Below are 24,766 nucleotides of genomic sequence, written 5' to 3'. Positions count from 1 at the left end.
ACGTAAGGTGACCTTCCGGTCACCGCGCGGTGAACCTTTCCGGCGCGGCGGACTCTTCTAGCATCGGCTCATGCCCACCCCTCCCGCCCTCCCCGCCTCCCCCTTCCGCGCCTGGTGGGCGCAGCGTTCCCCGGCGGCCGGTGCCGCCGTGATGGCGACCGGCATCATCTCGATGGCCCTGCATCTGGCGGGGCGGGAGATCCTCTCGCGGATCTTCCTCGTGCTCGCCTGCGCTGCCTGGCTGGGGCTGGCGGCGGAATTCGTCCTACGGTTGCTGCGGGAACGCGAGCGGTGGATCGCGGAGGCGGAGACGCCGGGTGCGCTCACCGCGGTCGCCGCGACGACCGTGCTCGGCACACGGGTGTCCGCGCTGGGTCACGACGCGCTCGCCGGGGCGCTGCTCGCGCTGGCCACGGTGCTCTGGCCGGCGCTGCTCGTCCTGGTCGTACGACGCTGGCACCCGCGCATGCCCGGATCGGTGTTCCTGTGCTGTGTGGCCACGCAGGGGCTCGCCGTCCTGGCCGTGACACTCGCCGCGGCCGAGTCGGCGCCCTGGCTCGCGCGGGTGGCGCTGGTGCTGTTCTGGTCCGGGCTGGTGCTCTACGTCCTCGCCCTGTTCCGCTTCGACCTGCGGCAGGTGACCGAGGGGGCCGGGGACCACTGGGTCGCGGGCGGTGCGATCGCCATCTCGGCGCTCGCCGGGGCGGAACTGCTCGCCGCCGACAGCGCCCGGCTGTATCTGTGGAACGACGACGACCTCGGTGTCCTGCGCGTGACGACCGTCGGCCTGCTGGTGCTCGACCTGGCCTGGTACGGCGTGCTGCTGATCGGTGAGGCCGTCCGGCCGCGGCCGCGGTACGACACGCGGCGCTGGGCGACCGTGTTCCCCCTGGGCATGACGGCGGCGGCGACGCTGAGCGCGTCCGCCGCCGTCGGCGTCCCGTGGCTCGAGGGCCTGGGGAGTGTGCTGTTGTGGGTCGCGGTGGCCGTCTGGCTGATGGTCGCCGTCGGGGCGGTGACCTCGGCGCGGGCCGCGATCACGTCCGGACCCGTGCGGGAACCCGTCAGGTCCACAGCACGGCGATGAAGATGTTCGCCGTGGTCAGCAGGCCGACGAGGCCGAACAGGCTCTTGTCCACCTTCTCGTCGTCCCGCTTCACGTAGACCAGGCCGAGGATCACGATCAGCAGGGCCAGCTTGACACCGATCTTGATGTTGTCGACGGAATAGTCCTGCGCCTGGTTCAGCCCGACCAGGACCACACCGGTGACCAGCATCGTCAGCGCACCGTGCAGCATCGCGGGGACGAAGCGTGCGGTGCCCTGCCCCATCGCCTTCATCTGAGTGAGGAAGCCACCGAGGAGCGACGCGATGCCGATGATGTGCAGGCCGACGAAGAGGTGGATGAGTACGTCCATGAGGCCGGAGCCTAACGAGGCCCCCGTTCCCCATCCGACACCGCCCCATCCGACACCGCCCCGGCCCGCCGGCCTCGTGGCCCGGCGCGCCGCATAGCACCCAGGCCCACCGCCCCGCCCCTCATTCAGCGCTTTGATCATCGCGCTGACGGAAGGCGACGGCCGCGCCCTGCACCTTCGGTCTCCCGCACTCACTCAACGATCTACTCCTGTCATTTCCGATCAACCCGTCACCGGGCCGTCCGGACCCGGAATAGCGTCCTCCACCAGGTGACCGGCTCCCCACCGCTGCCCGGACCAGGGGCGGCAGCCGGACACCACCGCCCGGAAGGTGCGGCGGCCGAGCCTCCGGCCGGCCGTGCACACGGACCGGGCGGTCGTCGGGAAAGGACGTGGAGTCCACGTGGCAGCACACCGCAAGCCCAGACAGTTCCTGATGGGCGGCGGCAGGACCCGCAGGGCCGTCACTCTCGCCCTGGCCGGCGCGGCCACCGCGACCGGATTCGACGGGACGGGACACGCCGAGCCCCAGCTGACACCGGGACAGGTCAAGGCCGAGGCCGACAAGCTGTTCCAGGAGGCGGAAGCCGCCACCGAGAAGTACAACGGTGCGAAGGAGAAGGCGGAGTCGGCCCGGCGGCGGTTGCACGACCTGCAGGACGAGGCCGCCCGCGAGGAGGACCGGCTCAACTCCGCACGGACAGCGCTGGGGACGGTCGCGGCGACCCAGTACCGCAGTGGCGGCCTCGACCCCGCCCTGCAACTCGTCCTCTCCGACGACCCCGACGGCTACCTGGACGGCGCCGCGTTCGCCGAACGGGCGGGCAGCCGCCAGAACGCGGCGGTGGGACGCGTGCGCGGGCAACTCCGCGAGATCGAGCAACTACGCGGTGCCGCCCGCCTCGAACTCACCTCACTGACCTCCCGCCAGGCAGAGCTGAAACGGCACAAGAAGACAGTCACCGGCAAGCTGGACGCCGCACGCCGGCTGCTGTCCCGGCTGACACCCGAGCAGCGCACGCAACTCACCGACGGCGGCACGGACCGCACCGGCCCCACCTCCGCGCCCGGTTCCGCGCCCGGTTCCGTCACCGCCCAGGCACCCGGCCCCCGAGCCGCCGACGCCGTCTCCTACGCCTACCAGAAGCTCGGCAGCCCCTACGTCTGGGGCGCCACCGGCCCGAACACCTTCGACTGCTCGGGCCTCGTCCAGGCCGCGTACCGCTCGGCGGGCGTGTCCCTGCCCCGCACGACCTACGCCCAGATCAACGCCGGCCGCCGCGTCGAACGGTCCGAACTCCGCCCCGGCGACCTGGTCTTCTTCTACTCGGGCATCACCCACGTCGGCCTCTACATCGGCAACGGGCAGATGATCCACGCCCCGAACTCCGGCTCCTCGGTCCGCATCGCCCCGCTCACCGAGATGCCCTTCGCGGGGGCCGCCCGGGTGGCCTGAGGACGGTCTGGGACCGGGAGCCACTTTCAGGCAGGTCGAAGGCCGGTTTCTACGGGTGTGGCACCGACTCCGTACAGGATGTGGCCGGTTGCCCACGGTCGCGGGCAGCGAGGACGGCGTCGCGGGCGAGGGCGGCGGCGCGAGGCAAGGTGACCGACGAAGCCTCCCGTACGACGTTCCTCCGAGTGCCGCCAGGCTGCGCGACGGTACGGCAGCCCCGGCACAGACCACCGACGAACGCGGCGGGGCGCCCCGGCACACCGCACTCGGTGCACTCCGGCATGAGACGGCCGACGAGACGGGGCGCGGAGGCGTCCGGCGCCGGTTCCGGACCCGTGGAGGGCATGGGCAGGGGCGACAGCTTGTCCCGCAGTCGGCGGGCGACCAGCCCGCGCGGCACGTGGACGGCGTCGGGCAGACCGGCGGTGAGGGCCTGCACGAGGGACACGGGAGTCGCGCCGCGCTCCAGCCAGGGGACGACCAGGTCGGTGAGAGCGTTGCAGTCGGCGTCGGACAGGGTGAGGCGGGGTTCGACGCGGCCGAGCCGGGCGAGCGTGCGGTAGGCGGTGGCGCGATGCGTGTCGGGGGCGGTGGGGACGGTGCGTCGCAAGTCGATCACGAAAAGTCATGACGGCTGGCAGCGCGGCACGCTGCCGGGAGGGTAGGTGGCGGGTTGAACCCCACCACCCATTCCTTACAAACGCCGCTCGCACCTCGAAGCCTGTCTCTCGAAGCTCAAGCTCCGGTACGGGTGTACGCGACGAACGCGGTCCAGGCACCTCCGGCGACGGCGAACCGAGGACTCCGGGACCCGAGCTTCGAGTCCCGGACGTGGATGGTGTGGGGGCAGGGGGCTACTTCGACGTAGTTGCCTCCCTCGGTGCCGCTGTGGCTGGACTTGCGCCAGTCAGGGGCGAACTCCAGGCAGTTGCCACCCTGACTGTCGCTGTAGCTCGACTTGAACCAGGTCAAGCGTTCACTCATCGCTCTTCTGCCACCTCTCTGATGAATGTGGCCGACTCCTCCACACTGAGACAGTGCATGCGGATCATCGCATGAGCCTGAGTGAGAGCACTCACCTTGACAGGACTGCTGTGCAGGACACTGACCTCGGGCGCTTCGATGTACCCACAGTGCTCATGCTCAGGCGTCTCCAGCAGAACAATGCTGCCGTTCAAGGCAACACCGCTACAGCGGCCGAACGGCAAGACCTGGATCGAGACATTACGGAGCACACCCACCTCCATGATGTGCTGCAACTGCTCACGCATTACGTCAACCCCGCCCACATTGGTGCGCAGTGCAGCTTCGTAGATCACGAACCCGTACATCACTCCGACTTTGCGTCGAAGCGCCTCGGCCCTATGCAGCCTGGCCGCTACCCGCTCGGCAACTGTCTCGTCATCCAGGGGAGGCGAGCTGCCACCGATAAGTGCATGCGCGTATGCCTCTGTCTGCAACAAACCGGGGATCAGCAGCGGTTCGTAGCAGGAGAAGCTGATGGCCTCGGCCTCGATGGCCATGAACTCATGTGACCGCGCTGGAAACGGCTCCGGCTTCAGGTATTCCTGAGCCGCCACCAGCTTCCCACCCGCCCCGCACACCTGATCCGCGATCTGCAGGAACCGCAGCGTGGGTCGACGGCGGCCGTTCTCCATGGACTTGACGTACTCGTAGTCGTAGCCGGCCTCCTTGGCCAGCGCATCCCGGCCCACACCGGCTTCCGCACGCCACATCTTGATCTAGCTTCCGCAGTACCGCCAGGCCACGGGCGGCTGGGAGCTCACTTCGGTCGACACACGCGCCTCCGCCGGGTCCTAGGTGGGGACAACCACCTGCTGTACCCACGTCGCTCCTCGCGAGGCTATGCGCGAGCCACGAGCGTCATCCCACGAAACGTCAGAAAATCGACGCAAGGGATGAACAGCGCATGCAGAGCCCACGACTTCCGCTGCCCGTGACCGCCCCGAGGTACATCGAGTGGCACTTCCCGCGTCACGCGAGGAGCCCGAGCAGGGCCCGCGCGCTGTTCCGCGAACAGGCGGCGTCCTGGGAACTGCCGCAGGACGTGACGGATACGGCGGAACTCCTCCTGAGCGAACTGATGACCAACGCCTACCGCCACGCGAAGGCTCCGGCCGGCCGTGAGATCAGGGCCCGCTGCGAGCTCACCGGCGTCCGTCTCCGCATCACGGTGACGGACGCCAACAACACACTGCCGACGCCGACTGCGGCTTGCCCGGACGACGAGTCGGGCCGAGGCCTCGAATTGGTGGCAGCGCTGGCGGACGACTGGGGCACACAGGGAAGGGAGTGCGGCATCGGCAAGGAGGTGTGGTTCGAGGTAGCACTCACAGTGGGCACTATTTAGCCGACGCGGCTTACTCCCTGCAGTAGTTCATCGACCAGTCACACCAGACGGCGTGCCGTTGCCCAGCGGGTCAGTTCGTGGCGGTTGGAGAGCTGGAGCTTTCTGAGGACTGCCGAGACATGGGACTCGACCGTCTTCACCGAGATGAAGAGCTGCTTGGCGATCTCCTTGTACGCGTATCCCCGGGCGATCAGCCGCAGCACCTCGCGCTCGCGCTGGGTGAGGCGGTCGAGGTCCTCGTCGAGCGGCGGGGCGTCGGTCGAGGCGAAGGCGTCGAGAACGAAGCCGGCCAGGCGGGGGGAGAAGACGGCGTCGCCCTCCTGGACCCGGAAGACCGAGTCGACCAGGTCGGTCCCGGTGATCGTCTTGGTCACGTATCCGCGGGCGCCGCCCCTGATCACGCCGATCACGTCCTCCGCCGCGTCCGAGACGGACAGCGCGAGGAAACGAACCGGCCGCTCGGTGTCGCTCATCAACGGGGCGCATCGCCTGAGCACTTCCACGCCGCCGCCTCCGGGCAGGTGCACGTCGAGGAGGACGACTTCGGGCCGGGTCGCGGTGATGACCGTGACCGCCTGATCGACGTCCGCGGCCTCGCCGACCACCTCGACGCCGGTCTGTTCGGTCTGTCCGATCTCAGCCTGGACGCCCGTGCGGAACATGCGGTGGTCGTCGACGAGTACGACCCGCACATGGCGTCCGGCGCCGCCGGTGGGCTGCGCGGACTCGGCGGCCTGGCCGGCCGGTCCCGCCGTTCCGTTCGGCTCGGTCGGCTCGTTCGGCTCGCTCATGACGTGTTCTCCGCCCTCTCCATCTCCAGTTCGACCTCCGTGCCGCCGTCCGGCACCGCGCGCAGCCGCGCCGTGCCGCCGTTGCGCTCCATGCGGCCGATGATCGATTCTCTGACACCCATGCGGTCGGCGGGTATCGAGTCGAGGTCGAAACCGGGGCCGCGGTCCCGGACGGACACGAAGACCGTCCTTCCCTCGACTTCGGCGTAGACCTGTACGGCACCCCCCTCGCCACCGTACTTGGCCGCGTTCACCATCGCCTCGCGCGCGGCCTGCATCTGCGGGCCGATCTTCTCGTCGAGCGGGCAGTCGCCGACGACGACGACCTCGATGGGGACGCCGTGCTTGTCCTCCACCTCCGCGGCATTGCGCCGTACGGCGTCGGCGAGGGTGGTGGGTTCGTCGGCCTCGTCCTTGCCGGTGCCCTCGGGCTTGTAGAGCCAGGTGCGTAGGTCGCGCTCCTGGGCGCGGGCGAGCCGGCGCACCTCGCCCGGCCTGTCGGCGTTGCGCTGGATCAGGGTGAGGGTGTGCAGCACCGAGTCGTGGACGTGGGCGGCGACCTCGGCACGTTCTTGGGCACGGATGCGCATCAGCCGTTCCTCGGAGAGGTCCTGCGTCATGCGCACGAGGTAGGGACCGGCGAGAAGCGTGACCCCGACGAGGACCGCGAGGGCCGCCTGGAGCACCGACGCGAGGTGGGCGCCGGAGCCCCGCAGGACGAAGATGCCCGACACACCGGCCGTCACCAGCAGTACGCCGGCGCCGGCCCGCAGCAGGGTGATCGTGCGGCGGCGGCTGCCGACCTCGACCCAGCGGGCCCGGCGCGCGTTGTCCGCCTGCCGCCAGACCAGGGCGACGCCCGCGCCGACGAGCACGGTCGGCCAGAGGTAGGCCCTGGCACCGTTGGACAGGTTGACATTGCCGACGAAGACCATGGCCACGACGACCATGAGGAGCAGGGCGACGATCTGGCCCTTGTCCGGTCTACGGGTGACGAGTCTGCGCCGGCCGTCCGGCGAGCTCTCGGTCGCGACCAGCGTGGGCGGCTTCTGCGCGTCCACGCCGCCGACCCCGAGCGGTACGAAGAACCAGAAGGCGGCGTACAGCAGTGCGCCCAGGCCGTCGGCCATGAACAGGCCGACGAAGACGAGCCGTACCCAGATCACGGGCAGCCCGAGGTGTCCGGCGAGCCCCCGCGCCACACCACCGAGCCAGCGTCCGTCACTGCTGCGGTAGAGCTTGCGCGGCGGCCGCGGCTCTGCGAGTGGCGCTGCTGCGGCTTCCGACATGCCAATGATGGTCACACGGCCTTTGGTTCCGAGGCATCAGGGTCGGTCCCGGAGACTCCCCTGATCTCCGGGGGTCCGACCCCTCGAACGCTCCCCGGCCGCCCCTCAGGGCCGATATCAGGGTCCGTCCAGGGTCGTCCCGACTGCCGTCCCGGCGGCTCGCCCGTCACCATGGACTCATGACAGATCACCAGCACGCCGCGACGGGCCCGGGACCCGGCTTCGGCCCGCGCCCCTCCAAGGGCGCCGGGCCGCGGGAGGGCGCGTCCGCCTCGGGCGCGGCAGGCGGTACGTCTGCCGGGGAGACCGCCTCCGCCGGAGCTCCGCGCCCTCCCGGCGAGGCACCCGTGCCCGAGCCGCCGCACCGTTTCCGGCGCGACCGCCGGCACCAGATGCTCGGCGGAGTGTGCTCCGGGCTCGGCCGGCAGTGCGACATGGACCCGGTGATCTTCCGCATCACGCTGGCGGTGCTCTCCGCCACCGGTGGCGTCGGCCTCATCTTCTACGGCTTCGCCTGGCTCCTCGTCCCGTACGAGGGCGAGGAGGAGAATGAGATCCGCAGGCTGCTGACCGGCCGGGTCGACGGCCACACGCTGGCAGCCATACTCTTCGCGCTGGTCGGCTGCGGTGTCTTCCTCACCATGCTGAACAACGGCGGGGTGCTGAGCTTCGCCGTGATGCTCTCCCTGCTGCTCGCCGGTGCCGGGTACTGGTCGCGGCAGCGCGGTACCCCCAGCCCCGACCCCCTCGCCGCCCAGGCCGCCGCCGACGCCCCGCCGGAGCCCCAGGCACCGCCGGTTCCCGCCGCCTTCTCCTCCTGGTGGCGCGACCCCATCGTCAAGGACGGTACGCACATCGGCGGCACGGGCTATCTGTGGGGACCCCAGGGTTCCCGGGCCCCGGACATCGCCTCAGCGATCAACGTCAGACTCGACCCCCACTCCTCCGCCCGCCACGACTCTTCCACCCGGCACCTGGCGGCGAAGCCGCGCGGCCCCCGCTGGATCGGCGGCTGGATCTTCCTGCTCGCCCTGCTCGCGGCCGGCCTGGGCGCAGGCCTGACCTGGGAGACGCAGCCACTCGGCACCAGCCTGCAGACCGGTCTCGCGTGTGCGCTCGCCGTCTTCGGCATCGGCCTGGCGGTCAGTTCATTCCTGGGCCGCACCGGTGCGGGATCAATCTTCTTGGCGGTCATCACCGCGGGGCTGCTCGCCGCCTCGTCGGCCGTGCCCAAGGACATCGGCACCGAGTGGATGCGCACCACCTGGGAGCCCGCCTCGGTCGCCCGGATACGCCCGGTCTACGACTTGGGCACCGGCACCGGCACCCTGGATCTGTCCAAGGCACGGATACCCGAGGGAGAGACCGTGTCGACGCGGGCGAACGTCGGTGTGGGCCGCATACACGTGATCGTGCCCGAGGGCATGACCGTGAAGCTCAGCATCGACGTGGGAGTGGGCGACATCCAACTGCCCGGCGACAAGCAGAAGGACGTGGACGTGGCACCGGGCAAGCACAAGGAGGTGACCCTGCAGCCTTCCGGGGGCACCAAGAAGACGGGGACGCTCGACCTGGGCATCCAGGTCGGTGTGGGACAGGCGGAGGTGAGCCGTGCTACGTCATGAGTTCCAGCCCGGCAGGCTGATCGCCGGCCTCTTCCTGATCCTCGCCGCCGTGCTCTACGCAGGCGACGCGGGCGGCACCTGGGAGACGCCGTGGTTCGTCGTGATCCCCGTCGTCACGGGCGGTCTGTGCCTGGCCGGATCAGTGTCCGCGGTGACGGGACTGATACGGCGGCACAAACGCTCCGACTCTCGGGGGGCCCGGGCCAAGTCGCCCACCTGAGACCCCGACTGGGCGGGGTGACTTGACGAGGCGACCTGGCCAATGGAGCGGGCCGGGAGGCAGGCCGGGCCCGAGGCGCGGATGGCCTGCCCCGCCGGGCGGACGGGGGACCCGCCGGGCCCGGGCGGTGGACCCGGCGGGGTGAAGGGGCGGATCCGCCCGTTCGAGGAGCGGGTCCTACCGGTACTACCGGTAGGACCCCACCCGCCGGCGCCGTCGCGACCGTAGGGCGGCGTCCGCGGAGAGGAGGGGGGCACCCGCGAGCAGCAGCGGAGTCCAGGCCATGAGATAAGGGAGGTCGTTGCCGTAGTAGTAGGGCTCGGCGGCCCAGCTCACGGTCAGCCACAGGCTGAGGGAGATCAGCGCACCGCCGAGGGCGGCCAGTCGGGTGAGCAGACCGATCAGGGTTCCGATCCCGACGGCCAACTCACCGAAGGCGATGGCGTAACCGAAGGCGACGGGACTTTCCAGGGACATGTCGACCAGTGCGGGAATGACCGAGGAATCGCGGACGGCCCGCATCATGTCGCCGATCGACCCGGCCCCGGCATCCTTCATGAACGCGCTGTCGGTGAGTTTGTCGATTCCCGCGTAGATGAAGGTGACGCCCAGAAAGATCCGCAGAGGAAGGAGGGCGTACCGAGTGGCGGTGTCCCGCCAGTCTCTGTCGCCATCGAGGTGAGGGCTGTGCACATCCGTTCGCACACCGTGAGTCATCGCCGTCTGTCGCCTCTCGCCGCCGTACCGAGACCCCCTCAACAGACCATACGTACGGCAATCAACACCGGATCAATCCAAAACCGCTCGGATTTTTTCGGACGTTCACCGGACAGCGACGGAAAGGGCGCCTCTAGTCCGTCACGTCGATCGCGTACCGGTTCGTTTCCACCCCGGCGGCTGTGACGACCTGCACCTCGACCCGCCCCGGTTCCACGTCCGCCGGGACCGGAACCGTCAGCAGGGCGTCCGTCGGGTTGTCGAAGCCGCCGGCCACCGGCACCAGCGGCACATGGACGTGTACGGCCCCCACCCGGACGACCATCCGGGCCAGCCGGTCGGCTCCCTGCGCGCCCAGCGGAACGAAGCCGGCGCCGCGGATCTCGATGTCGTCGCCGGTCCGGATCGGCGCGTCCAGGTCACCGGCCTCCCGTGCCCGCACCACCGAAAGGATCACCGGCCGGCCGCCCTCCGCGTACTTCCCGGCGAGATAGGTCGCCGCCGACACCAGCACCACCACGGCGAGTCCCCAGGGCAGGTCCGGCAGTTGGTCCGGCCGCCGCGCCAGCCGCACCGCCGCGAACGCCAGCGCGACGCCGCTGATCACGACGTACTGGATGTCGGCGAAGCCGCCCCGGCCCGCGTCGTCGGTCAGCAGATCGGCTGCCCGGGGCCGGTCCGCACGGACCTTCTGCAGCCGCTGCCCCTGCACCCGGAGCCCGACCACCCGCCGCACCACCACGGCGATCCCGCACACCACGGCGAGGACGGTCACCACACCCGCACCGCGGGCGAGTTCCAGCCCCGCGATCAGCGCGTCTCGCTCCCGGTGATCGGAGGCGACGGCCAGTTGTCCGACCAGGACCAGGACCGCGTACGCCAGGAAAAGCACCCAGGCGGCCGCCACCGCGCGGGACGTGGAGAGGCGGTTGTCCTCTCCGATCACCGGGGCCAGGATCCCGCCGCGCGCCCGGTGGAACCACGAAGCCGCGGTCAGCGCACCGGCGACCACCAGCGCGGCCAGCAGCCCGGCCGTGCGGGCGGCACTCCACCCCGGACCGATCGCCGTGAGCGCCTGGCCCAGGAGCAGCAGGACGACCGCAGACCACACCACCACGGCCGTCCGGCGCCACAAGCGTGCCAGCCAGGCCGCACCCTCGGCCCGGCCGCGCCGGGCGACGAGTTCGGCGGCCTGCGCCAGTTCCTCCGAGACCCACTGGCGGGAGGCGGAGGCCGAGTGGGCCACCGCCGCGGGCAGCCCGTGCCCGGCCGCGAACTCCTCGCGTTTCAGCAGGAACGCGGCGACCGCGCGCCGATGCCCCTCACGCACTCCGTGCGGACAGTCCCCGCAGGCGCAGCCGCCCTCGTGGGCGCCCGCGTCCGCGCCGCCCTGCCTCGCCTCCTGCACCGCCACGCCCGAAGCCCGCCTTCCCCGCATCCACATTCACGATCATGATCCCGGCCACGTTCCCGGCCACCTGCGCCGGTGCACGCAACTACCCTGCAATGACAGCGAATTGTGCCCTACATTCGACCCTCTCCACCCGGCAGGTCCGGTCAGCGGGAGTGACGCCCGGGACACCGTGTTGACCCGGCAACAAGAACTACCTTATGGTCCATATTGCCCGGCAGGGTAAGTTCCACTCCCCGGGCACTGCTCGCTCCGGTCAGCTCAGCAGGTCGGGCTCGCTTCGGCTGATGTCCTGCCACATCGGCTGGTAGTTGATCCACGCCACCAGGTCCCCGCCCAGTTGCTCCCGTGTCGCCGCCGCCTGCCGGTGGTCGATCAGGACGGGCCGGCCCGCCGCCTTCGCGCTGAGCCGCACCTGGCAGGAGCGTTCCATGGACACGAACCACCAGGCCGCCGCGTCCACCGAGTCGCCCACGGTGAGCAGCCCGTGATTGCGCAGCACCAACGCCTTGTGGGAGCCGAGCGCGGTGGCGATGCGCCTGCCCTCGTCCGCGTCGACGGTGACACCGCTGTAGGTGTTGTAGAGGGCGTGGTCCTCGTAGAACGCGCAGCTCTCCTGGGTGATCGGGTCGAGCAGGTCGCCGAGGGCGGCGAGCGCGCGGCCGTGGACCGAGTGGCAGTGGGCGACCGCGACGACGTCGGGCCGCGCCGTGTGCACCTGCGCGTGCACGGTGAACGCCGCCTGGTTGACGTGGTGGCCGCCCTGGACGACCTGTCCCTCCCGGTTGGCCGGCACCAGGTCGCTCACGGTGACGTGCCGGAAGGGCATTCCGAACGGGTTGACCCAGAAACAGTCCGAGAACTCGGGATCGCGTGCGGTGATGTGGCCGGAGACCCCGTCCTCGAAGCCGAGCCGCCCGAAGAGCCGCAGTGCGCCCGCGAGCCTCTCCTTGCGATGCCGGCGCTCGTCCTCGACCGACTCGTGCATGGGCGGCATGGCGAACCACAGCCGGTCGGTGGGTACCGGCAGAAGCGGGGGCGGAGTCTGCCCGTGCATAAGTCCTCCTGCAAGGGGGGTCGCATGGTGCGGAAGTTACCGCCGTGCAGCCATGGACGACAGATCGATTCCGTAAAGATCCGGTGCGACGCGACAAAGGCGACACCGCTGCGGAGGGCCCCGTTCGGTGGACTCGGCGGATACCCGACACAAGACGTCCGGTATGCGCGCCACACTCGGCACATGAACACGAACTGGGGGGCCTTCACCACCGCCGAACCCGAATTCGCGAAGACCGTGGAGGAGCGCTTCGCCATGTACACCCACCACGTCCTCGCCACCCTGCGCAAGGACGGGTCGCCGCGCACCACCGGCCTGGAGGTGCGTTTCCTGAACGGCGAGCTGTGGCTCGGCATGATGCCCGACTCGCTCAAGGCGCTCGACCTGCGCCGCGACCCGCGCTTCGCGCTTCAGGCGAACCCCGGCTCGGGCACGGACATGGGCGGCGGGGACGTCCGGATCAGCGGGCGGGCGATCGAGGCCGAGGACGAGGAAGCCCGGCGCAGATACACCGAAGAGGTGGAACCGCCGGAGCCGTTCCACCTCTTCCGCACCGAGCTGACGGAGGTCGTACGCACCCACGTGGAGGACGAGACGTATCTCGTCCTCCAGGTCTGGAAGCCCGGTGAGCCGGTGCGCACGCTCAGGCGGGCCTGACGAGGACGGGCAGGACCGACAAGGCCCGACAAGGACTGCCAGGGCTGCCAGGTCCTGCCGGGACCCGTCAGGACCCGTCAGGACCCGTCAGGACCCGTCAGGGAGTACTCCCCGCCGGGCACTACTCCCACTCGATGGTCCCCGGCGGCTTGGACGTCACGTCGAGGACGACGCGGTTGACGTCCCGTACCTCGTTGGTGATGCGGGTCGAGATCTTCGCGAGGACGTCGTACGGCAGCCGCGACCAGTCCGCGGTCATGGCGTCCTCGGAGGACACCGGGCGCAGGACGACCGGGTGGCCGTAGGTCCGGCCGTCGCCCTGGACGCCGACGGACCGCACGTCCGCGAGCAGGACCACCGGGCACTGCCAGATGTCCCGGTCGAGGCCGGCCTCGGTCAGCTCCTTGCGGGCGATGGCGTCGGCCTCGCGCAGCAGGTCGAGCCGCTCCTTGGTCACCTCGCCGACGATACGGATGCCGAGCCCGGGGCCGGGGAACGGCTGGCGCTGGACGATCTCGTCGGGCAGGCCGAGTTCCTGGCCGACCCGCCGGACCTCGTCCTTGAACAGCTGGCGCAGCGGCTCGATCAGCTGGAACTCGAGGTCCTCGGGGAGTCCACCGACGTTGTGGTGCGACTTGATGTTGGCGGTGCCGGTGCCGCCGCCGGACTCGACGACGTCCGGGTAGAGGGTGCCCTGGACCAGGAACTCCACGGCCGGGCCCGCGTCCGCGATGATCTCGGCCTGGGCCTGCTCGAAGACCCGGATGAACTCGCGGCCGATGATCTTCCGCTTCTCCTCGGGGTCCGAGACGCCCTTGAGCGCGGCCAGGAACCGCTCCGACGCGTCGACGACCTTCAGCTGGACGCCGGTCGCGGCCACGAAGTCCTTCTCGACCTGCTCGGTCTCACCCTTGCGCATCAGACCGTGGTCGACGTACACGCAGGTCAGCTGGGATCCGATGGCCTTCTGGACGAGGGCCGCGGCGACGGCGGAGTCCACCCCGCCGGAGAGGCCGCAGATGGCGCGCCGGTCGCCGACCTGCTCGCGGATGACGGCGACCTGCTCCTCGATGACGCTGCCCGTGGTCCAGTCCGGGCTCAGGCCGGCACCCCGGTACAGGAAGTGCTCCAGCACCTGCTGCCCGTGCGTGGAGTGCATGACCTCGGGGTGGTACTGGACGCCGTAGAGCTTCTTGGCGTCGTTCTCGAAGGCGGCGACCGGGACGATGTCCGTGGACGCCGTGACGGCGAAGCCCTCGGGGGCGGCGGAGCAGGCGTCGCCGTGCGACATCCACACCTCCTGCTCCTCCGGGGTGCCCTCGAAGAGGGTGGAGGCCGGCTTGGAGACGTGCAGTCCGGTACGGCCGTACTCACGGGAGCCGGTGTTGTCCACCTGGCCGCCGAGGCTCTGAGCCATGAGCTGGAAGCCGTAGCACATGCCGAAGACCGGGACGCCGGCCTCGAAGAGCGCGCGGTCGACGGTGGGGGCGCCCTCGGCGTACACGGACGAGGGGCCGCCGGAGAGGATGATCGCCGCCGGGTTCTTGGCGAGGATCTCCGCGACCGGCATGGTGCTCGGCACGATCTCGCTGTAGACGCGGGCCTCGCGGACGCGACGGGCGATGAGCTGGGCGTACTGCGCGCCGAAGTCGACGACCAGGACGGTGTCGGGCGCGTGGGCAGCGGAAGTCGCTGATGACACGAGGTGCCTTCCGGCGGTGGGGCGGGATCTGGTGCCTCCCGATTCTACCGGGAGGCGCGTGCCCGCCCGCCCTCTCACTCCCGGAGCCCGCGCCTGTACCGCGCGACAGCCCCGTGCGGTGGGGCCCGTCTCAGCATGCGACCCGTGTTGAGCGGCCGGGCACCGCGCGGCATACTGGGACCATGCTCACGCACCCGACCTTCCTCTTTACCTATGGCAACCGGCCCACCGGCTGCCATGGTCGTGCTGCTTGAGCCACTGACAAGCAACTTTCCAGGCGCCCCGGGCCGACAAGGTCCGGGGCGCCTGGCGTTTTCGGACCCGGTCGCTCCGGGGCGCACCCCGCACCCACCCGACGAGGAGCCCCGACATGACCACCACCGACCTCACTCGCCCCGACCTCGCCAGCATCACCGGCCTCACCCGCACCGCCGGCACGGGCGACGACAGCACGGACGCGGAGGCCACGAGCCCCGACACCGCGCGCACCGAGAGGACCGGCGCCCGCACCGCCGAGGCCGCCGGCGTGATCACCGGGGCGCGCGAGCGGATCGACGCGCTCGACGCTCGGATCATCGGCCTGGTCCAGGAACGGATGGCCGTGTCGGCCGTCATCCAGCGGGAACGGATCACCTCCGGCGGCCGGCGCGTGAACCTCTCCCGCGAGATGGAGATCCTCGGCCACTACAGGGACGCCCTGGGCAAGCCGGGCACCGCGCTCGCGATGACCCTGCTGGAGCTGTGCCGCGGCAAGATCTGAACCCGCCGAGCACCGGAACCGAGCACCGAAGCCGGCCGCCGCCCACTGAATCCGTCTTCCAGGCACAGACGTACGTATCCGCCCTCACCCGCACGGCGCGTGACCGGAACCGCGGTCGCGCCGTTGGTACGGGTGTCCGTGTCAGCCAGGGGCGGGCCCGAAAGAACCACGCGTGGCTCGCCGGAGCGATGAGACGTACGGATCGTGCGTGCGTCATGGGACCTCGTTCCGGACGGGTGACCGGACGGCAGGGGACAGCAGCCCGGTCACCCGAGAGAACGGCCGGCTCCGGGGACGCCCGGGGCCGACCGGCGGGACAAGTCCCGGTCCGGCCGGAATCGTAGGCCCAGGTTCTCCATGGGCAGCGTCCTCCATGGACAGCGTCCTCCGCGGGCAGCGTCCTCGCGGACGGCGGACGAGACCGGCGGTGCCCACCCCCTGCGCCGCTTCTCGGCACCGGCGCCGCCCTGGCGTCGGTGCTCACGCAGGGGAAGGGGGCTCCGCAACCCCGCCTCGCGGGGCCCCCTTCCCCTGCGGCCGGCCTCCCGCACAGGAGGTGGTGTCAGGTGCGGGACACGGTGTCAGGTGCGGGACACGGTGTCAGGTGCGGGATGCGGCATCAGGTGCGGGACGCGACGCCGCATTCCTCGGCGGCCCCGTCCAGTCCCTGGCTCCGGTCGTACGGATCCCGCGCCTACCCCGTCGCCGTGGGGTCACCCTCCAGGTCGGCGAGGAAGTACGGACGGATCACTCCGTCGCCGTTGCGGCAGTCGTCGTTGCTGATCTCACTGTTGATATCGGCGAGCCAGATGTGTCCGTCGGTCACCTGGAACCTGGCGGGATCCACCGCCTCCACCTCGATCACCCGACGCACGATCACGCGGGCCACCTCGCCGCCACCGGGGCGGTGGAGCGTGTACACGAAGGTGTAGTCACCCTTGACCATGGCCTTCCCGGCGGTTCCGCGCACGGGCTCGACCGCCAGACGGCCACGAACCCTCACGTCATCCACCGGTTCGACCTCATCGGGGTCGAACCGGGTGAACATCCACACCGAGTCGTTCTCCACCGTGGGCTTGCGCAGTCCTGCGCGCACGTCGGCGAGGTAATCCACCATCAACGGGTCCAGGAGGGCCAGCGCCTTCTTCGGCTCGGCGCCCATGATCACCTCACGGTCGAGGTTCGAGGCGATCAGGAAGTTCCTCGCTCCCTTCAGAGCCTCCTCGACGGCGGCGGCCGAGACGCCGTTGACGGCCTTCGCCTTCCCCTCCGGCAACCGGATCGCCTTCGCCCCCGACTCCCACCGCGCGGCCGGAGATCCGGCGAACGGCCGCTCACGGGTCGGCACATCGGCGAGCTCCGCGGACGGGGCACTGCTGGGGCGGGTGGTTTCGTGGACCAGCGGCGCGGCGGAAGCGCCGTTCGCCCCGTCCGACGTGCCCCACCCGTCACCGAGGCCGCCGGGAAGCCGGGAGAGTGCGCCGGCCGGGTTGACGGCGACCACGGCCACGGCAGCGGCCACCAGCACGCCGACGACGCTCCAGCCCCTGCGCCGGCGCGTGGCCCGGCCGTCCATGTCCTGCCAGGCGGGTCCGGTGCGCCACCCTTCAGGCTGGGCGGGCGGGGCGGCAGGCTTGTTCCGGCCCCAGCCCCGTTTCCTGCCGCCACCGTTGGACCTGGCCTGGGCCTCGTCCATGGCACGCAGCCGTTCGGTCACCATCCGCGCCCGCGCGGACGGTTCCTTGGGAGCGGCGCCGCGGATGTCGCGCTCGCTGTCCTCGACGAATTTGCTCCACACGTCGTCCGGCAGGGGAGAGGACTCCGGTCTTGCGGGTTCTTCGGGCGGCTGCTGCTCGGGCACTGGGTGACGCGCTTCCTGTCAGGCGATGCCGGATTCCGTCCACGCGGATCGGGCGGATCTGGCGGATCTAGCGGATCTAGCGGATCGAAGAGTGAGCGTACGCCGGTGCTGATCAGCTCATATTAGTGATCCACCTCACATAAAGTTTCTGTCAGGCCTAGGACAACCATTCACAGGGTTCGGTGATCAAACTCACCGGAACCACGGGCCACTCCCGCGCCCCACCGCGGAGGCCTCTACTGACGCGTACCGCAACACGCGGTACCCCCGAGACTTCCCGAGGTCTTCATGAAGCTCCGCCGTGCCATGGCCGTCGCCGCCGCAACAGCAGTGATAGCCCCGGCTGCGCTCCTCGCGGCTCCGGCCGCCTACGCCACCGATTCGACGAGCCCATCACCGACCGCCACTTCGAGTGACACGCCCGGGACGGGCGAGGAGGGCGAGGAGGGGACGGACACCCCGCCGAGCACGACGGAGCCCACCGACGACACGGGCGCCCCCGACGACACCGAGAGCGAGGACACCGAGACCGGCGAGTCCGGGAACGACGAGTCCGGGAACGACGGGGAGCCCGCGCCCGACGACTCGGAGGACGAGGCGGAGCCGGCCCCGAGCACCTCCGCGACCGCCCCCGCCCCGAGCCCGTCCACGCCGGAGGAGTCGGAGTCCCCGGACCCCGAGTTCTCCATGTGCGAGGACACCAAGGTCGACGTCGGCATCTCCGGACTGCCCGGCAAGATCACTGCGGGCAGTGGCTGGCGCGAGTTCTCGCTGGACGTGGTGAACAACTCCGACTCCACGCTCGAGGACCTCGACTACCTCGCCGGAGCCGCCGCCGACGTGGACGGCTATGACCTGTTCAAGAGCAAGCAGGTCGAGCTGCAGGTCCAGAACCCGGACAACAAGACCTGGGCCACCCTCGACGAGGACGGCTACGCGGTCGGTTACATCGGCTACAGCACCGAGCTCGAGGCCGGCTACCAGGTCAACATCCCGATGCGCCTCAACGTGAAGGCCTCGGCCCCGGTCGGCGCCGGCTTCACCCTCGGCGCGACCATCTACGGCGACAGCGACGGCGATTGCCTCGGCTACGGCTCCGTGTCGTACAAGTTCCAGATCGTGGCCGCCGGTACGGACACGGACGGCACCAAGCCGCAGGTGGGCGGCAAGGCGCCCGTCACCGACAAGAAGCCGGTCCACAGCAACACCCCGAAGGTCACCGGCAGCCTCGCCGAGACCGGTGCGGGCTCCGCGCTTCCGATGATCGGACTCCTCGGCGGTGCCGCCGTCGTGGCCGGTGCGGGTGCGGTGTTCGTGGTGCGTCGCCGCAAGGCCGGTGCGGTGGCGTAAGCACGCCGTACGGCGGTTGACGCCGGATCGGACAAGGAAAGAGGACCTGCGCTCGGAGGGGGGCGCAGGTCCTCTTTCCTTTCCCGGCTCGCCCGGCTGCCGCGGCTACTTCTTCGGCGGCACCACCGGCATCCCCAGGAATGGCAGCCTCAGTGCGCCGAAGGCGTCCTCCGGGACCGCCGGGGACTTCGGCTCGACCGGCTGGAGCCGCTCGTAGGCCGCGCCCTGTTCCGGCCGCCGGTCGGGCTCGCCCTTGTTGGGCCAGTACGACATCGCCCGCTCGGCCTGTGCCGTGATCGTCAGGGACGGGTTCACTCCCAGGTTCGCCGAGACCGCCGCTCCGTCCACGACGGAGATGCCGGGGTGACCGTAGAGCCGGTGGTACGGGTCGATCACGCCGGTCTCCGGGGTGGCGCCGATGGTGCAGCCGCCCAGGAAATGGGCTGTCGGCGGCATGCCCGTCAACTCGCCGATGTTGGAGCCGGCGAACCCGTTGATCTCCGCGGCCAGGGCGGACGCGCCCTCCGTGGCCGCCTTGATCTGCTTGGGGTTGGCGGCGCCGTGGCCCTGCCGGGCGGTGAGCAGCCCGCGCCCCGGGCCGGACGGCTTCAGATACGTCGTCAGGGAGTTGTCCAACGACTGCATCACCAGCGCGATGATGGTCCGTTCCGACCAGCGCCGCTTGGAGAGGGACCGCACCATCAGCCAGGGGTGTTTCGCCGCGTGCCCGAGCCAGCCCAGGACCCTCGCCGGGCCCGACTCGGTGCCCGTGTAAGGGATCTGGAGGATCGAGAGGCTGCCCATCGAGTTGGATCCGCGGCCGTAACGGACCGGCTCGATGTGGGTGTGCTCGTCGGGGTGGATCGACGAGGTGATGGCCACACCGCGGGTGAAGTCGACCTTGGGTGCCCCCGTCGCCTTGCGGTAGTGGCGGTCATCGGTCTGGGCGCCGACGAGTGCCTCGGAGTTGGTGCGGGTCAGCTCGCCCAGCCTGTCCGAGAGGCGCGGCAGTCGCCCGTTCGCCTTCATGCGGTGCAGCAGTGTCTGGGTGCCGTACGTGCCGGCGGCCAGCACGACCCGGCCGGCCCGGAAGGTCCGGACCCTGCTCTTACCCTTGCCCTTGCCCTTGCCCTTGCGGCGGTTGCCGGTGGGGAGCGTGGCGACGGCGAACCCGCCCTGCGCATCCTCGGTCACCGACACGGCCGTCGTCATGGGGTGGACGACCGCACCGGCCTTCTCGGCGAGGTACAGGTAGTTCTCGTTGAGGGTGTTCTTCGCGCCGTGCCGGCAGCCCGTCATGCACTCGCCGCACTCCGCGCACGCCCTGCGCGACGGCCCCGCCCCGCCGAAGTACGGGTCGGGCACCTCCTGTCCCGGCTTCGCCTTCGCCTTCCCGTCGGCGTCCTCGCCGTCGCCGAAGAAGACGCCGACCGGGGCCATGTGGAAGGTGTCGCCCACGCCCATTCGTTCGGCCGCCGCCTTCAGATGCACATCGGTCGTGGTCGTCGTCGGGTTGAGCCGTACGCCCAGCATGCGCTGCGCCTGTGCGTAGTACGGCTTCAACTCCTCTTGCCAGTCGGTGATGTCACGCCACTGCGGGTCGTCGAAGAAGGGTTTGGGCGGTACGTAGAGGGTGTTGGCGTAGTTGAGGGAGCCGCCGCCGACGCCCGCGCCGGCCAGGACCATGACGTTGCCGAGGAGGTGAATTCGCTGGAGGCCGTACATACCGAGCCGAGGGGCCCACAGGTAGTTCTTCAGGTCCCATGAGGTCTTCGGGAGGGTCGCGCCGGTGAAGCGGCGACCCGCTTCCAGGACGCCGACGCGGTACCCCTTCTCGGTCAGGCGCAGGGCCGTGACGGAGCCGCCGAAACCCGAGCCGACGACGAGGACGTCGTAGTCGTACGCGGGGTCAGCACCGGCATCGGTATCGGTGCCGGTGCCGGTGCCGGTGCCGGTGCCGGTGCCGGTGCCGGTGCCGGTGCCGGTGCCGGTGCCGGGCACAGTGTCCTGGTCCGTGCCGGGCACGGTGTCGTGATCGGGGACGGGCTCACCGCCGTGACCGTCGTCGTCCTGTTTCGGGACGGAGTTCTCCTGTGACACGTGCTCTCCTCGTCGAAAGCTGCGGTGCGGGGCTGCCCGCCGGACGGGACTCTGTCGGCTGCTGCCGGCTGTGTGCGACTGTCCGCGGCTGTCCGCGGCACCGAGTCGGCTAACGGAAGCGGAAGGCCTTCATCAGGCGCAGGCTCCGGCTCATGAACGCCGCGTACTGCTCGTCGTCCATGCCGAGGGTGGGGGCCATGGGCAGCAGCCGCTGGTGGGCGACGGTCTGGGCCTCCGTGTACTTGAGGATGCCCTCGGAGCCGTGCCGGCGGCCGAGGCCGGAGTCCTTCATACCGCCCATCGGCGACTGGACGCTGCCGTAGGCGGGCGCGTATCCCTCGTTGATGTTGACCGTGCCGGTGCGCAGCCTGGCGGCCACCTCGCCGCCGCGCCGGGCGTCCTTCGTCCAGACCGAGGAGTTCAGGCCGTACGGGGTGGAGTTGGCGCGTTCGACGGCCTCGTCGTCGGACCCGAAGCGGTAGAGGGAGACGACCGGGCCGAAGGTCTCCTCCGCGCAGACGCTCATGGTCTCGTCGACGCCGTCGAGGATGGTCGGCTCGTAGAAATAAGGGCCGATGTCCGGTCGTGCCGTGCCGCCCGCGATCACCTTGGCGCCCTTGGCGACGGCGTCGTCCACGTGCCGGGTGACCGCGTCGAGCTGGCGTTCGCCGACCAGGGAGCCCATGTCGGCGCCGTAGGCCAGGGAGGTGCCGAGGCGGATCGCGCGGGTCCGGGCGGCGAAGCGCTCCAGGAAGGCGTCGGCGACCGACTCGTGGACGTACAGCCGCTCGATGGAGATGCAGAGCTGGCCTGCGGAGGAGAAGCAGGCGCGGACGGCACCCGCGGCGGCCCTGTCCAGGTCGGCGTCCTCCAGGACCAGCATGGCGTTCTTGCCGCCGAGTTCCAGGGACACGCCGACGAGCCGGGCGGCGGCGATCTGTGCCACCTCGCGGCCGGTGCGGGTGGAGCCGGTGAAGGAGACGTAGTCGGCACGCTTGACGACCTCCGGACCGACGACGGGTCCCTCACCGAGCACGACCTGGAAGAGGTCGGCGGGGAGTCCGGCCTCGATCAGCAGGTCACGGGCCCACAGGGCGGTGAGGCAGGTCTCCGTGTCGGGCTTCATCACGACCGCGTTGCCCGCGACGAACGCCGGGAGCGCGTCGCCGACGGACAGTTCGAGCGGGTAGTTCCAGGGGGCGATCTGGCCGACGACACCACGCGGGTGACGCCGCTCGGTCACCTTCGTGAGGGCCGGCATGGCACCCGCGTGCCGCTTGGGCCGCAGGTACGCGGCGGCCCGGCGGCCGTAGTGACGGGCGGCGATGGCGACGGCCTGGACCTCCTCGTGGGCGTGCAGGCGGGCCTTGCCGGTCTCCAGTTGGATCAGGTCGAGCACCTCGGCCTGGCGTTCGAGCACCAGGTCGTGGAAGCGGAGCAGCACGGCGGCCCGCTGACGTACCGGGGTCCGCTCCCACACGGCCTGGGCGGCGCGGGCCGCCTCGAAGGCCCGCTGCACGTCCTCGGGGGTCGACTCGGGCAGGTCGGCCAGCTTCTCGCCGGTGAACGGTGTGTGGTTGGCGGTCCGCCCGGACCCGACGACGCCCTTGGTGAGCTGGGCGACCAGTTCGGGCGTGACCACGTCGACCGCGGTCCGGGCGCCCGCCGGGGTGGGGGCGAGGGGATTGGTACCGGTCGTGTGCCGGGTCTGCGCGTCCGTCATGAGCCGCAGGGTATGCCCGCGCGAACACTTTGTGTACCCGGCAGTAACAGATTCACGGACTGCTCACACACCACGCCAGTGAATGCTGGCAACAAACCCGCTGATCAGGGCGTTGACGACCGGTCCGCCTCGATCTCGAGCCGGTCGCGAGCTCCCTTGAACACCGTCGCCCCCCTTTCCCCGGGCGTGCCCTTGGGCATGTCGACACGGAGCTCGTACATGCGGTCGTCGGTGAGGATCATCAGCCGCATGACCCGGATACGCAGCTCGTCCGGGCCGTACGTCGTGTCGGCGAGGACGGCTTCGTACCCGCACCCGCACCCGTACCGGGCGCGGCACAGCCCTGCCCGGACCGGCTCAGAGCTCGTCGACGTCCAGGTTGGCGATCACGGTCTCCGCCACTTCGCGCCCGCGCTCCGTGAAGTCGCCCTTGCCCGGGTAGCTGACGGTGAGTTTGTACATGTCCTCGTCGGACGTCATGTAGTAGAAGATCCGCATTTCGCGGGGGCGGGGGTTCTGACTGTCGTTCGTCTGGTAGACGACGGTGTTCTCCGCGGCCTTCTTCCCCTTGTACGTGAGGTCCGGCTTCGGCTTCGTCGCCGGGCCCTGCGGCATGTCGAGGGCGTAACTGCCGCTCTCCTTGAAGCTCTTGTTGTCGTCGTACATCTCGGCATCGGCGGAGGCCTCGATGTTGTTGCCGGTCTCCTCGGCCTTCCGGTCCAGCGTCAGACCGATCCAGATGCTGCCGCTGTGGTCCGTGTACCTGACCCAGCGCTTCTTGTCGCCGCCCACGGACTTCTCCGGGTCGGGCACGGTGCGCTGGTAGTCCTTCGGCACCGACACGGACGCCGCGACGTCCCTCTCCCTGTGGGTCTTCCAGTCGTCCGGCAGCGGTCCCGCGAACGGATCCGCGATCACCAGATACGCGGCCACCGCTCCGGCGACGATCGCCGCACCCAGTCCGATCAGCGTCTTGTAGCCGATCCGGATGCCCTTGCCTCCGGATCCACTGCCGGAACCGGACCCGGAACCGGACCCGGTGCCGTCGCCGAGGAACGGGGCGTGAACGATCTGCGCGGGCTGGGGCGCGGGCGGGTTCGCGACGGCGTCCAGCAGCGCGTGCACCCGGGCGGCGTTCGGGCGGTGCGCCGGGTCCTTCTGCAGCAAACCCGTGATGACCTCGGCCAGCGGACCCTGCGCGGCGGCGGGCGGCGCGGGTGCGGCGTTGAGGACGGACTGGAGTGTCGCAGGCGTGTTGCTGCGCCGGAACGGCGAGACGCCCTCCGTGGCCGCGTACAGCACGACACCGAGGGACCACAGGTCGGAGGCGGGTCCGGGGCGCTGGCCCAGCACCCGCTCGGGCGCGATGTACTCGGGCGAGCCCACGAAGCCGCCGGTGTCGGTCAGACTGGTCTCACCCTCGATCTGGGCGATGCCGAAGTCGGTGAGGACGACCCGGTCGTGCCGGCCGAGCAGTATGTTGTCCGGTTTCACGTCCCGGTGCAGGATGCCGGCCGCGTGCGCGGCCTCCAGCGCGCCGAGCACCTCCAGGCCGACCCTGGCCGCCTCGCGTGCTGAGAGGGTGCCCTCCTCCTGTAGTACGGCGCCCATGGAACGGCCCTGGACCAGCTCCATCACGATCCACGGCTGCCCGTCCACGACCGCGACGTCATGGACGTTGACCACCGCGGGGTGGTCCAGCCGGGCGGCCGCACGGGCCTCGCGCCGCATGCGCTCGAACGCGTTGGCGCGTTCGCGTTCGGGAAGGTGGTCCGGGACGCGGGGCTCCTTGACGGCAACCTCGCGGTCCACCGTCTCGTCCGCCGCCCGCCACACCGTGCCCATACCGCCGTGCCCGAGCTTGGAAAGCAGCCGGTAACGACCGGCGATGAGCCGACCGACACCGGGCTCGTCCTGCGACGACCGAGGGTGCGACGGCTCATGACGCGACGGCTGTGACGGGACCGGCGGCGACGCCGGCGGCTCGACCGGCGCCTGCCGGCGCGGGTGCGGCGGTTGCGGCGGTTGCTGCTGGGACTGCTGCGGAACCACCTGTGTGGGCGCCGCGTACGGGTTGCCCGGATGCGGCACGGACGCGGGCGGGTTCGGGCTCGGGTTCGGCGGTTGCAGACCAAAACTCGTTGGCTCGTCGGCCGCGCCGTGGCGGGCTCCCCCGTTGCTGCTCATGCTCCATCCATATCGCGCCAGGCCGTCGCGGAGCCACAACGGGTACCGTCCGGTCACAGACCCGTGACTCT

Annotated in this window: 23 protein-coding genes; 8 read left to right on the top strand and 15 right to left on the bottom strand. The window is 70.5% G+C overall.

Translation table 11 applies throughout. The features are described 5' to 3' along the window. Nucleotides 1-70 precede the first annotated feature (70 nt). Complete coding sequence (locus ACFYQA_RS01490; protein WP_388909933.1) at nt 71-1,087, top strand: tellurite resistance/C4-dicarboxylate transporter family protein; 1,017 nt, start codon at nt 71-73, stop codon at nt 1,085-1,087. Here the strand turns inward: ACFYQA_RS01490 and ACFYQA_RS01485 are convergent. Continuing rightward, entirely contained in the window at nt 1,065-1,418 is a 354-nt protein-coding gene (locus tag ACFYQA_RS01485) for a hypothetical protein (protein WP_055609795.1), read from the bottom strand. The two genes, ACFYQA_RS01490 and ACFYQA_RS01485, sit on opposite strands and share 23 nt — an antisense overlap. Nucleotides 1,419-1,821: 403 nt before the next feature. On the opposite strand from ACFYQA_RS01485, the gene ACFYQA_RS01480 reads away from it, so the two are divergent. Beyond that, entirely contained in the window at nt 1,822-2,874 is a 1,053-nt protein-coding gene (locus tag ACFYQA_RS01480) for an NlpC/P60 family protein (RefSeq protein WP_388909930.1), read from the top strand. 49 nt (nt 2,875-2,923) lie between these two features. Here the strand turns inward: ACFYQA_RS01480 and ACFYQA_RS01475 are convergent, their stop codons facing one another. The 3 genes from ACFYQA_RS01475 to ACFYQA_RS01465 form a co-directional block, all read right to left on the bottom strand. Further along, entirely contained in the window at nt 2,924-3,493 is a 570-nt protein-coding gene (locus tag ACFYQA_RS01475) for a hypothetical protein (protein WP_388909927.1), read from the bottom strand. Nucleotides 3,494-3,609: 116 nt separating this feature from the next. Beyond that, on the bottom strand, nt 3,610-3,858 hold the full coding sequence (locus ACFYQA_RS01470) for a DUF397 domain-containing protein (RefSeq protein ID WP_388909924.1): 249 nt from the start codon (nt 3,856-3,858) through the stop codon (nt 3,610-3,612). Then, nucleotides 3,855-4,610, bottom strand: coding sequence for a helix-turn-helix transcriptional regulator (locus ACFYQA_RS01465; protein ID WP_388909921.1), 756 nt, complete (start codon nt 4,608-4,610; stop codon nt 3,855-3,857). Before ACFYQA_RS01465 ends, ACFYQA_RS01470 begins: the two co-directional genes overlap by 4 nt. A 194-nt stretch (nt 4,611-4,804) precedes the next feature. Here ACFYQA_RS01465 and ACFYQA_RS01460 point away from each other — a divergent pair, with 194 nt between their 5' ends. Beyond that, nucleotides 4,805-5,245 (top strand): ATP-binding protein, encoded by a 441-nt coding sequence (locus ACFYQA_RS01460; protein ID WP_388909918.1) that lies wholly within the window; start codon nt 4,805-4,807, stop codon nt 5,243-5,245. A gap of 38 nt (nt 5,246-5,283) precedes the next feature. On the opposite strand, the gene ACFYQA_RS01455 is transcribed toward ACFYQA_RS01460, so the two are convergent. Both ACFYQA_RS01455 and ACFYQA_RS01450 read right to left on the bottom strand, forming a co-directional pair. Continuing rightward, entirely contained in the window at nt 5,284-6,036 is a 753-nt protein-coding gene (locus tag ACFYQA_RS01455; RefSeq protein WP_388909915.1) for a LuxR C-terminal-related transcriptional regulator, read from the bottom strand. After that, a complete protein-coding gene (locus ACFYQA_RS01450; RefSeq protein ID WP_388909912.1) occupies nt 6,033-7,325 on the bottom strand; it encodes a PspC domain-containing protein in 1,293 nt (430 codons plus the stop codon). The genes ACFYQA_RS01455 and ACFYQA_RS01450 overlap by 4 nt, the downstream gene beginning before the upstream one ends. 179 nt (nt 7,326-7,504) lie before the next feature. On the opposite strand from ACFYQA_RS01450, the gene ACFYQA_RS01445 reads away from it, so the two are divergent. Both ACFYQA_RS01445 and ACFYQA_RS01440 read left to right on the top strand, forming a co-directional pair. Then, complete coding sequence (locus ACFYQA_RS01445; protein ID WP_388909910.1) at nt 7,505-8,950, top strand: PspC domain-containing protein; 1,446 nt, start codon at nt 7,505-7,507, stop codon at nt 8,948-8,950. Then, on the top strand, nt 8,937-9,170 hold the full coding sequence (locus ACFYQA_RS01440; protein ID WP_388909907.1) for a hypothetical protein: 234 nt from the start codon (nt 8,937-8,939) through the stop codon (nt 9,168-9,170). The genes ACFYQA_RS01445 and ACFYQA_RS01440 overlap by 14 nt, the downstream gene beginning before the upstream one ends. 186 nt (nt 9,171-9,356) lie before the next feature. Here ACFYQA_RS01440 and ACFYQA_RS01435 read toward each other — a convergent pair whose 3' ends face one another. The 3 genes from ACFYQA_RS01435 to ACFYQA_RS01425 all read right to left on the bottom strand — a co-directional run bounded on the left by ACFYQA_RS01435 (nt 9,357) and on the right by ACFYQA_RS01425 (nt 12,355). Then, the gene (locus ACFYQA_RS01435; protein ID WP_388909904.1) at nt 9,357-9,887 is read right to left on the bottom strand and encodes a DoxX family protein; all 531 of its coding nucleotides are present in this window, start codon (nt 9,885-9,887) and stop codon (nt 9,357-9,359) included. Between the two features lie 133 nt (nt 9,888-10,020). Beyond that, nucleotides 10,021-11,301, bottom strand: coding sequence for a hypothetical protein (locus ACFYQA_RS01430; RefSeq protein ID WP_388909901.1), 1,281 nt, complete (start codon nt 11,299-11,301; stop codon nt 10,021-10,023). 253 nt (nt 11,302-11,554) lie between these two features. After that, nucleotides 11,555-12,355: a class II aldolase/adducin family protein gene (locus ACFYQA_RS01425; RefSeq protein WP_388909898.1), complete on the bottom strand. Its 801-nt coding sequence runs from the start codon at nt 12,353-12,355 to the stop codon at nt 11,555-11,557. Nucleotides 12,356-12,538: 183 nt separating this feature from the next. Here ACFYQA_RS01425 and ACFYQA_RS01420 point away from each other — a divergent pair, with 183 nt between their 5' ends. Beyond that, nucleotides 12,539-13,012 (top strand): pyridoxamine 5'-phosphate oxidase family protein, encoded by a 474-nt coding sequence (locus ACFYQA_RS01420; protein WP_388909895.1) that lies wholly within the window; start codon nt 12,539-12,541, stop codon nt 13,010-13,012. 121 nt (nt 13,013-13,133) lie between these two features. Here ACFYQA_RS01420 and guaA read toward each other — a convergent pair whose 3' ends face one another. Further along, nucleotides 13,134-14,714 carry a glutamine-hydrolyzing GMP synthase gene (gene guaA, locus ACFYQA_RS01415; protein ID WP_388909892.1) on the bottom strand — a complete coding sequence of 527 codons (1,581 nt, stop codon included), beginning with the start codon at nt 14,712-14,714 and terminating at the stop codon, nt 13,134-13,136. Between the two features lie 370 nt (nt 14,715-15,084). Between guaA and ACFYQA_RS01410 the strand changes: the two genes are divergently transcribed. Beyond that, nucleotides 15,085-15,474 (top strand): chorismate mutase, encoded by a 390-nt coding sequence (locus tag ACFYQA_RS01410; protein WP_388909889.1) that lies wholly within the window; start codon nt 15,085-15,087, stop codon nt 15,472-15,474. A gap of 694 nt (nt 15,475-16,168) precedes the next feature. Here ACFYQA_RS01410 and ACFYQA_RS01405 read toward each other — a convergent pair. Next, on the bottom strand, nt 16,169-17,335 hold the full coding sequence (locus ACFYQA_RS01405; RefSeq protein WP_388909886.1) for a hypothetical protein: 1,167 nt from the start codon (nt 17,333-17,335) through the stop codon (nt 16,169-16,171). Nucleotides 17,336-17,623: 288 nt separating this feature from the next. Between ACFYQA_RS01405 and ACFYQA_RS01400 the strand changes: the two genes are divergently transcribed. After that, entirely contained in the window at nt 17,624-18,685 is a 1,062-nt protein-coding gene (locus ACFYQA_RS01400; RefSeq protein ID WP_388909883.1) for an LPXTG cell wall anchor domain-containing protein, read from the top strand. 105 nt (nt 18,686-18,790) lie between these two features. Here the strand turns inward: ACFYQA_RS01400 and ACFYQA_RS01395 are convergent, their stop codons facing one another. The 4 genes from ACFYQA_RS01395 to ACFYQA_RS01380 form a co-directional block, all read right to left on the bottom strand. Beyond that, nucleotides 18,791-20,785, bottom strand: a complete 1,995-nt coding sequence (locus ACFYQA_RS01395; protein WP_388909880.1) for a GMC oxidoreductase — start codon at nt 20,783-20,785, stop codon at nt 18,791-18,793. Nucleotides 20,786-20,894: 109 nt separating this feature from the next. After that, nucleotides 20,895-22,508: a succinic semialdehyde dehydrogenase gene (locus ACFYQA_RS01390; RefSeq protein WP_388909878.1), complete on the bottom strand. Its 1,614-nt coding sequence runs from the start codon at nt 22,506-22,508 to the stop codon at nt 20,895-20,897. A gap of 104 nt (nt 22,509-22,612) precedes the next feature. After that, nucleotides 22,613-22,759: a hypothetical protein gene (locus tag ACFYQA_RS01385; RefSeq protein WP_388909875.1), complete on the bottom strand. Its 147-nt coding sequence runs from the start codon at nt 22,757-22,759 to the stop codon at nt 22,613-22,615. 106 nt (nt 22,760-22,865) lie between these two features. After that, nucleotides 22,866-24,695, bottom strand: a complete 1,830-nt coding sequence (locus ACFYQA_RS01380; protein WP_388909872.1) for a serine/threonine-protein kinase — start codon at nt 24,693-24,695, stop codon at nt 22,866-22,868. Nucleotides 24,696-24,766 lie beyond the last annotated feature (71 nt).

The sequence above is a fragment of the Streptomyces sp. NPDC005774 genome, assembly GCF_042871645.1.
Lineage (GTDB): Bacteria > Actinomycetota > Actinomycetes > Streptomycetales > Streptomycetaceae > Streptomyces > Streptomyces pratens.
Note: the sequence above shows the minus strand (reverse complement) of the source record. Positions and strands in the feature narration are given on the sequence as shown.

What these genes read in the sequence shown, in the direction of transcription:
- ACFYQA_RS01490 (WP_388909933.1), top strand. Translation starts at nt 71, where the DNA reads ATGCCCACCCCTCCCGCCCTCCCCGCCTCCCCCTTCCGCGCCTGGTGG.
- ACFYQA_RS01485 (WP_055609795.1), bottom strand. Translation starts at nt 1,418, where the DNA reads ATGGACGTACTCATCCACCTCTTCGTCGGCCTGCACATCATCGGCATC.
- ACFYQA_RS01470 (WP_388909924.1), bottom strand. Translation starts at nt 3,858, where the DNA reads ATGAGTGAACGCTTGACCTGGTTCAAGTCGAGCTACAGCGACAGTCAG.
- ACFYQA_RS01465 (WP_388909921.1), bottom strand. Translation starts at nt 4,610, where the DNA reads ATGTGGCGTGCGGAAGCCGGTGTGGGCCGGGATGCGCTGGCCAAGGAG.
- ACFYQA_RS01460 (WP_388909918.1), top strand. Translation starts at nt 4,805, where the DNA reads ATGCAGAGCCCACGACTTCCGCTGCCCGTGACCGCCCCGAGGTACATC.
- ACFYQA_RS01455 (WP_388909915.1), bottom strand. Translation starts at nt 6,036, where the DNA reads ATGAGCGAGCCGAACGAGCCGACCGAGCCGAACGGAACGGCGGGACCG.
- ACFYQA_RS01450 (WP_388909912.1), bottom strand. Translation starts at nt 7,325, where the DNA reads ATGTCGGAAGCCGCAGCAGCGCCACTCGCAGAGCCGCGGCCGCCGCGC.
- ACFYQA_RS01445 (WP_388909910.1), top strand. Translation starts at nt 7,505, where the DNA reads ATGACAGATCACCAGCACGCCGCGACGGGCCCGGGACCCGGCTTCGGC.
- ACFYQA_RS01435 (WP_388909904.1), bottom strand. Translation starts at nt 9,887, where the DNA reads ATGACTCACGGTGTGCGAACGGATGTGCACAGCCCTCACCTCGATGGC.
- ACFYQA_RS01425 (WP_388909898.1), bottom strand. Translation starts at nt 12,355, where the DNA reads ATGCACGGGCAGACTCCGCCCCCGCTTCTGCCGGTACCCACCGACCGG.
- ACFYQA_RS01420 (WP_388909895.1), top strand. Translation starts at nt 12,539, where the DNA reads ATGAACACGAACTGGGGGGCCTTCACCACCGCCGAACCCGAATTCGCG.
- ACFYQA_RS01410 (WP_388909889.1), top strand. Translation starts at nt 15,085, where the DNA reads ATGACCACCACCGACCTCACTCGCCCCGACCTCGCCAGCATCACCGGC.
- ACFYQA_RS01400 (WP_388909883.1), top strand. Translation starts at nt 17,624, where the DNA reads ATGAAGCTCCGCCGTGCCATGGCCGTCGCCGCCGCAACAGCAGTGATA.
- ACFYQA_RS01390 (WP_388909878.1), bottom strand. Translation starts at nt 22,508, where the DNA reads ATGACGGACGCGCAGACCCGGCACACGACCGGTACCAATCCCCTCGCC.
- ACFYQA_RS01385 (WP_388909875.1), bottom strand. Translation starts at nt 22,759, where the DNA reads ATGCGGCTGATGATCCTCACCGACGACCGCATGTACGAGCTCCGTGTC.
- ACFYQA_RS01380 (WP_388909872.1), bottom strand. Translation starts at nt 24,695, where the DNA reads ATGAGCAGCAACGGGGGAGCCCGCCACGGCGCGGCCGACGAGCCAACG.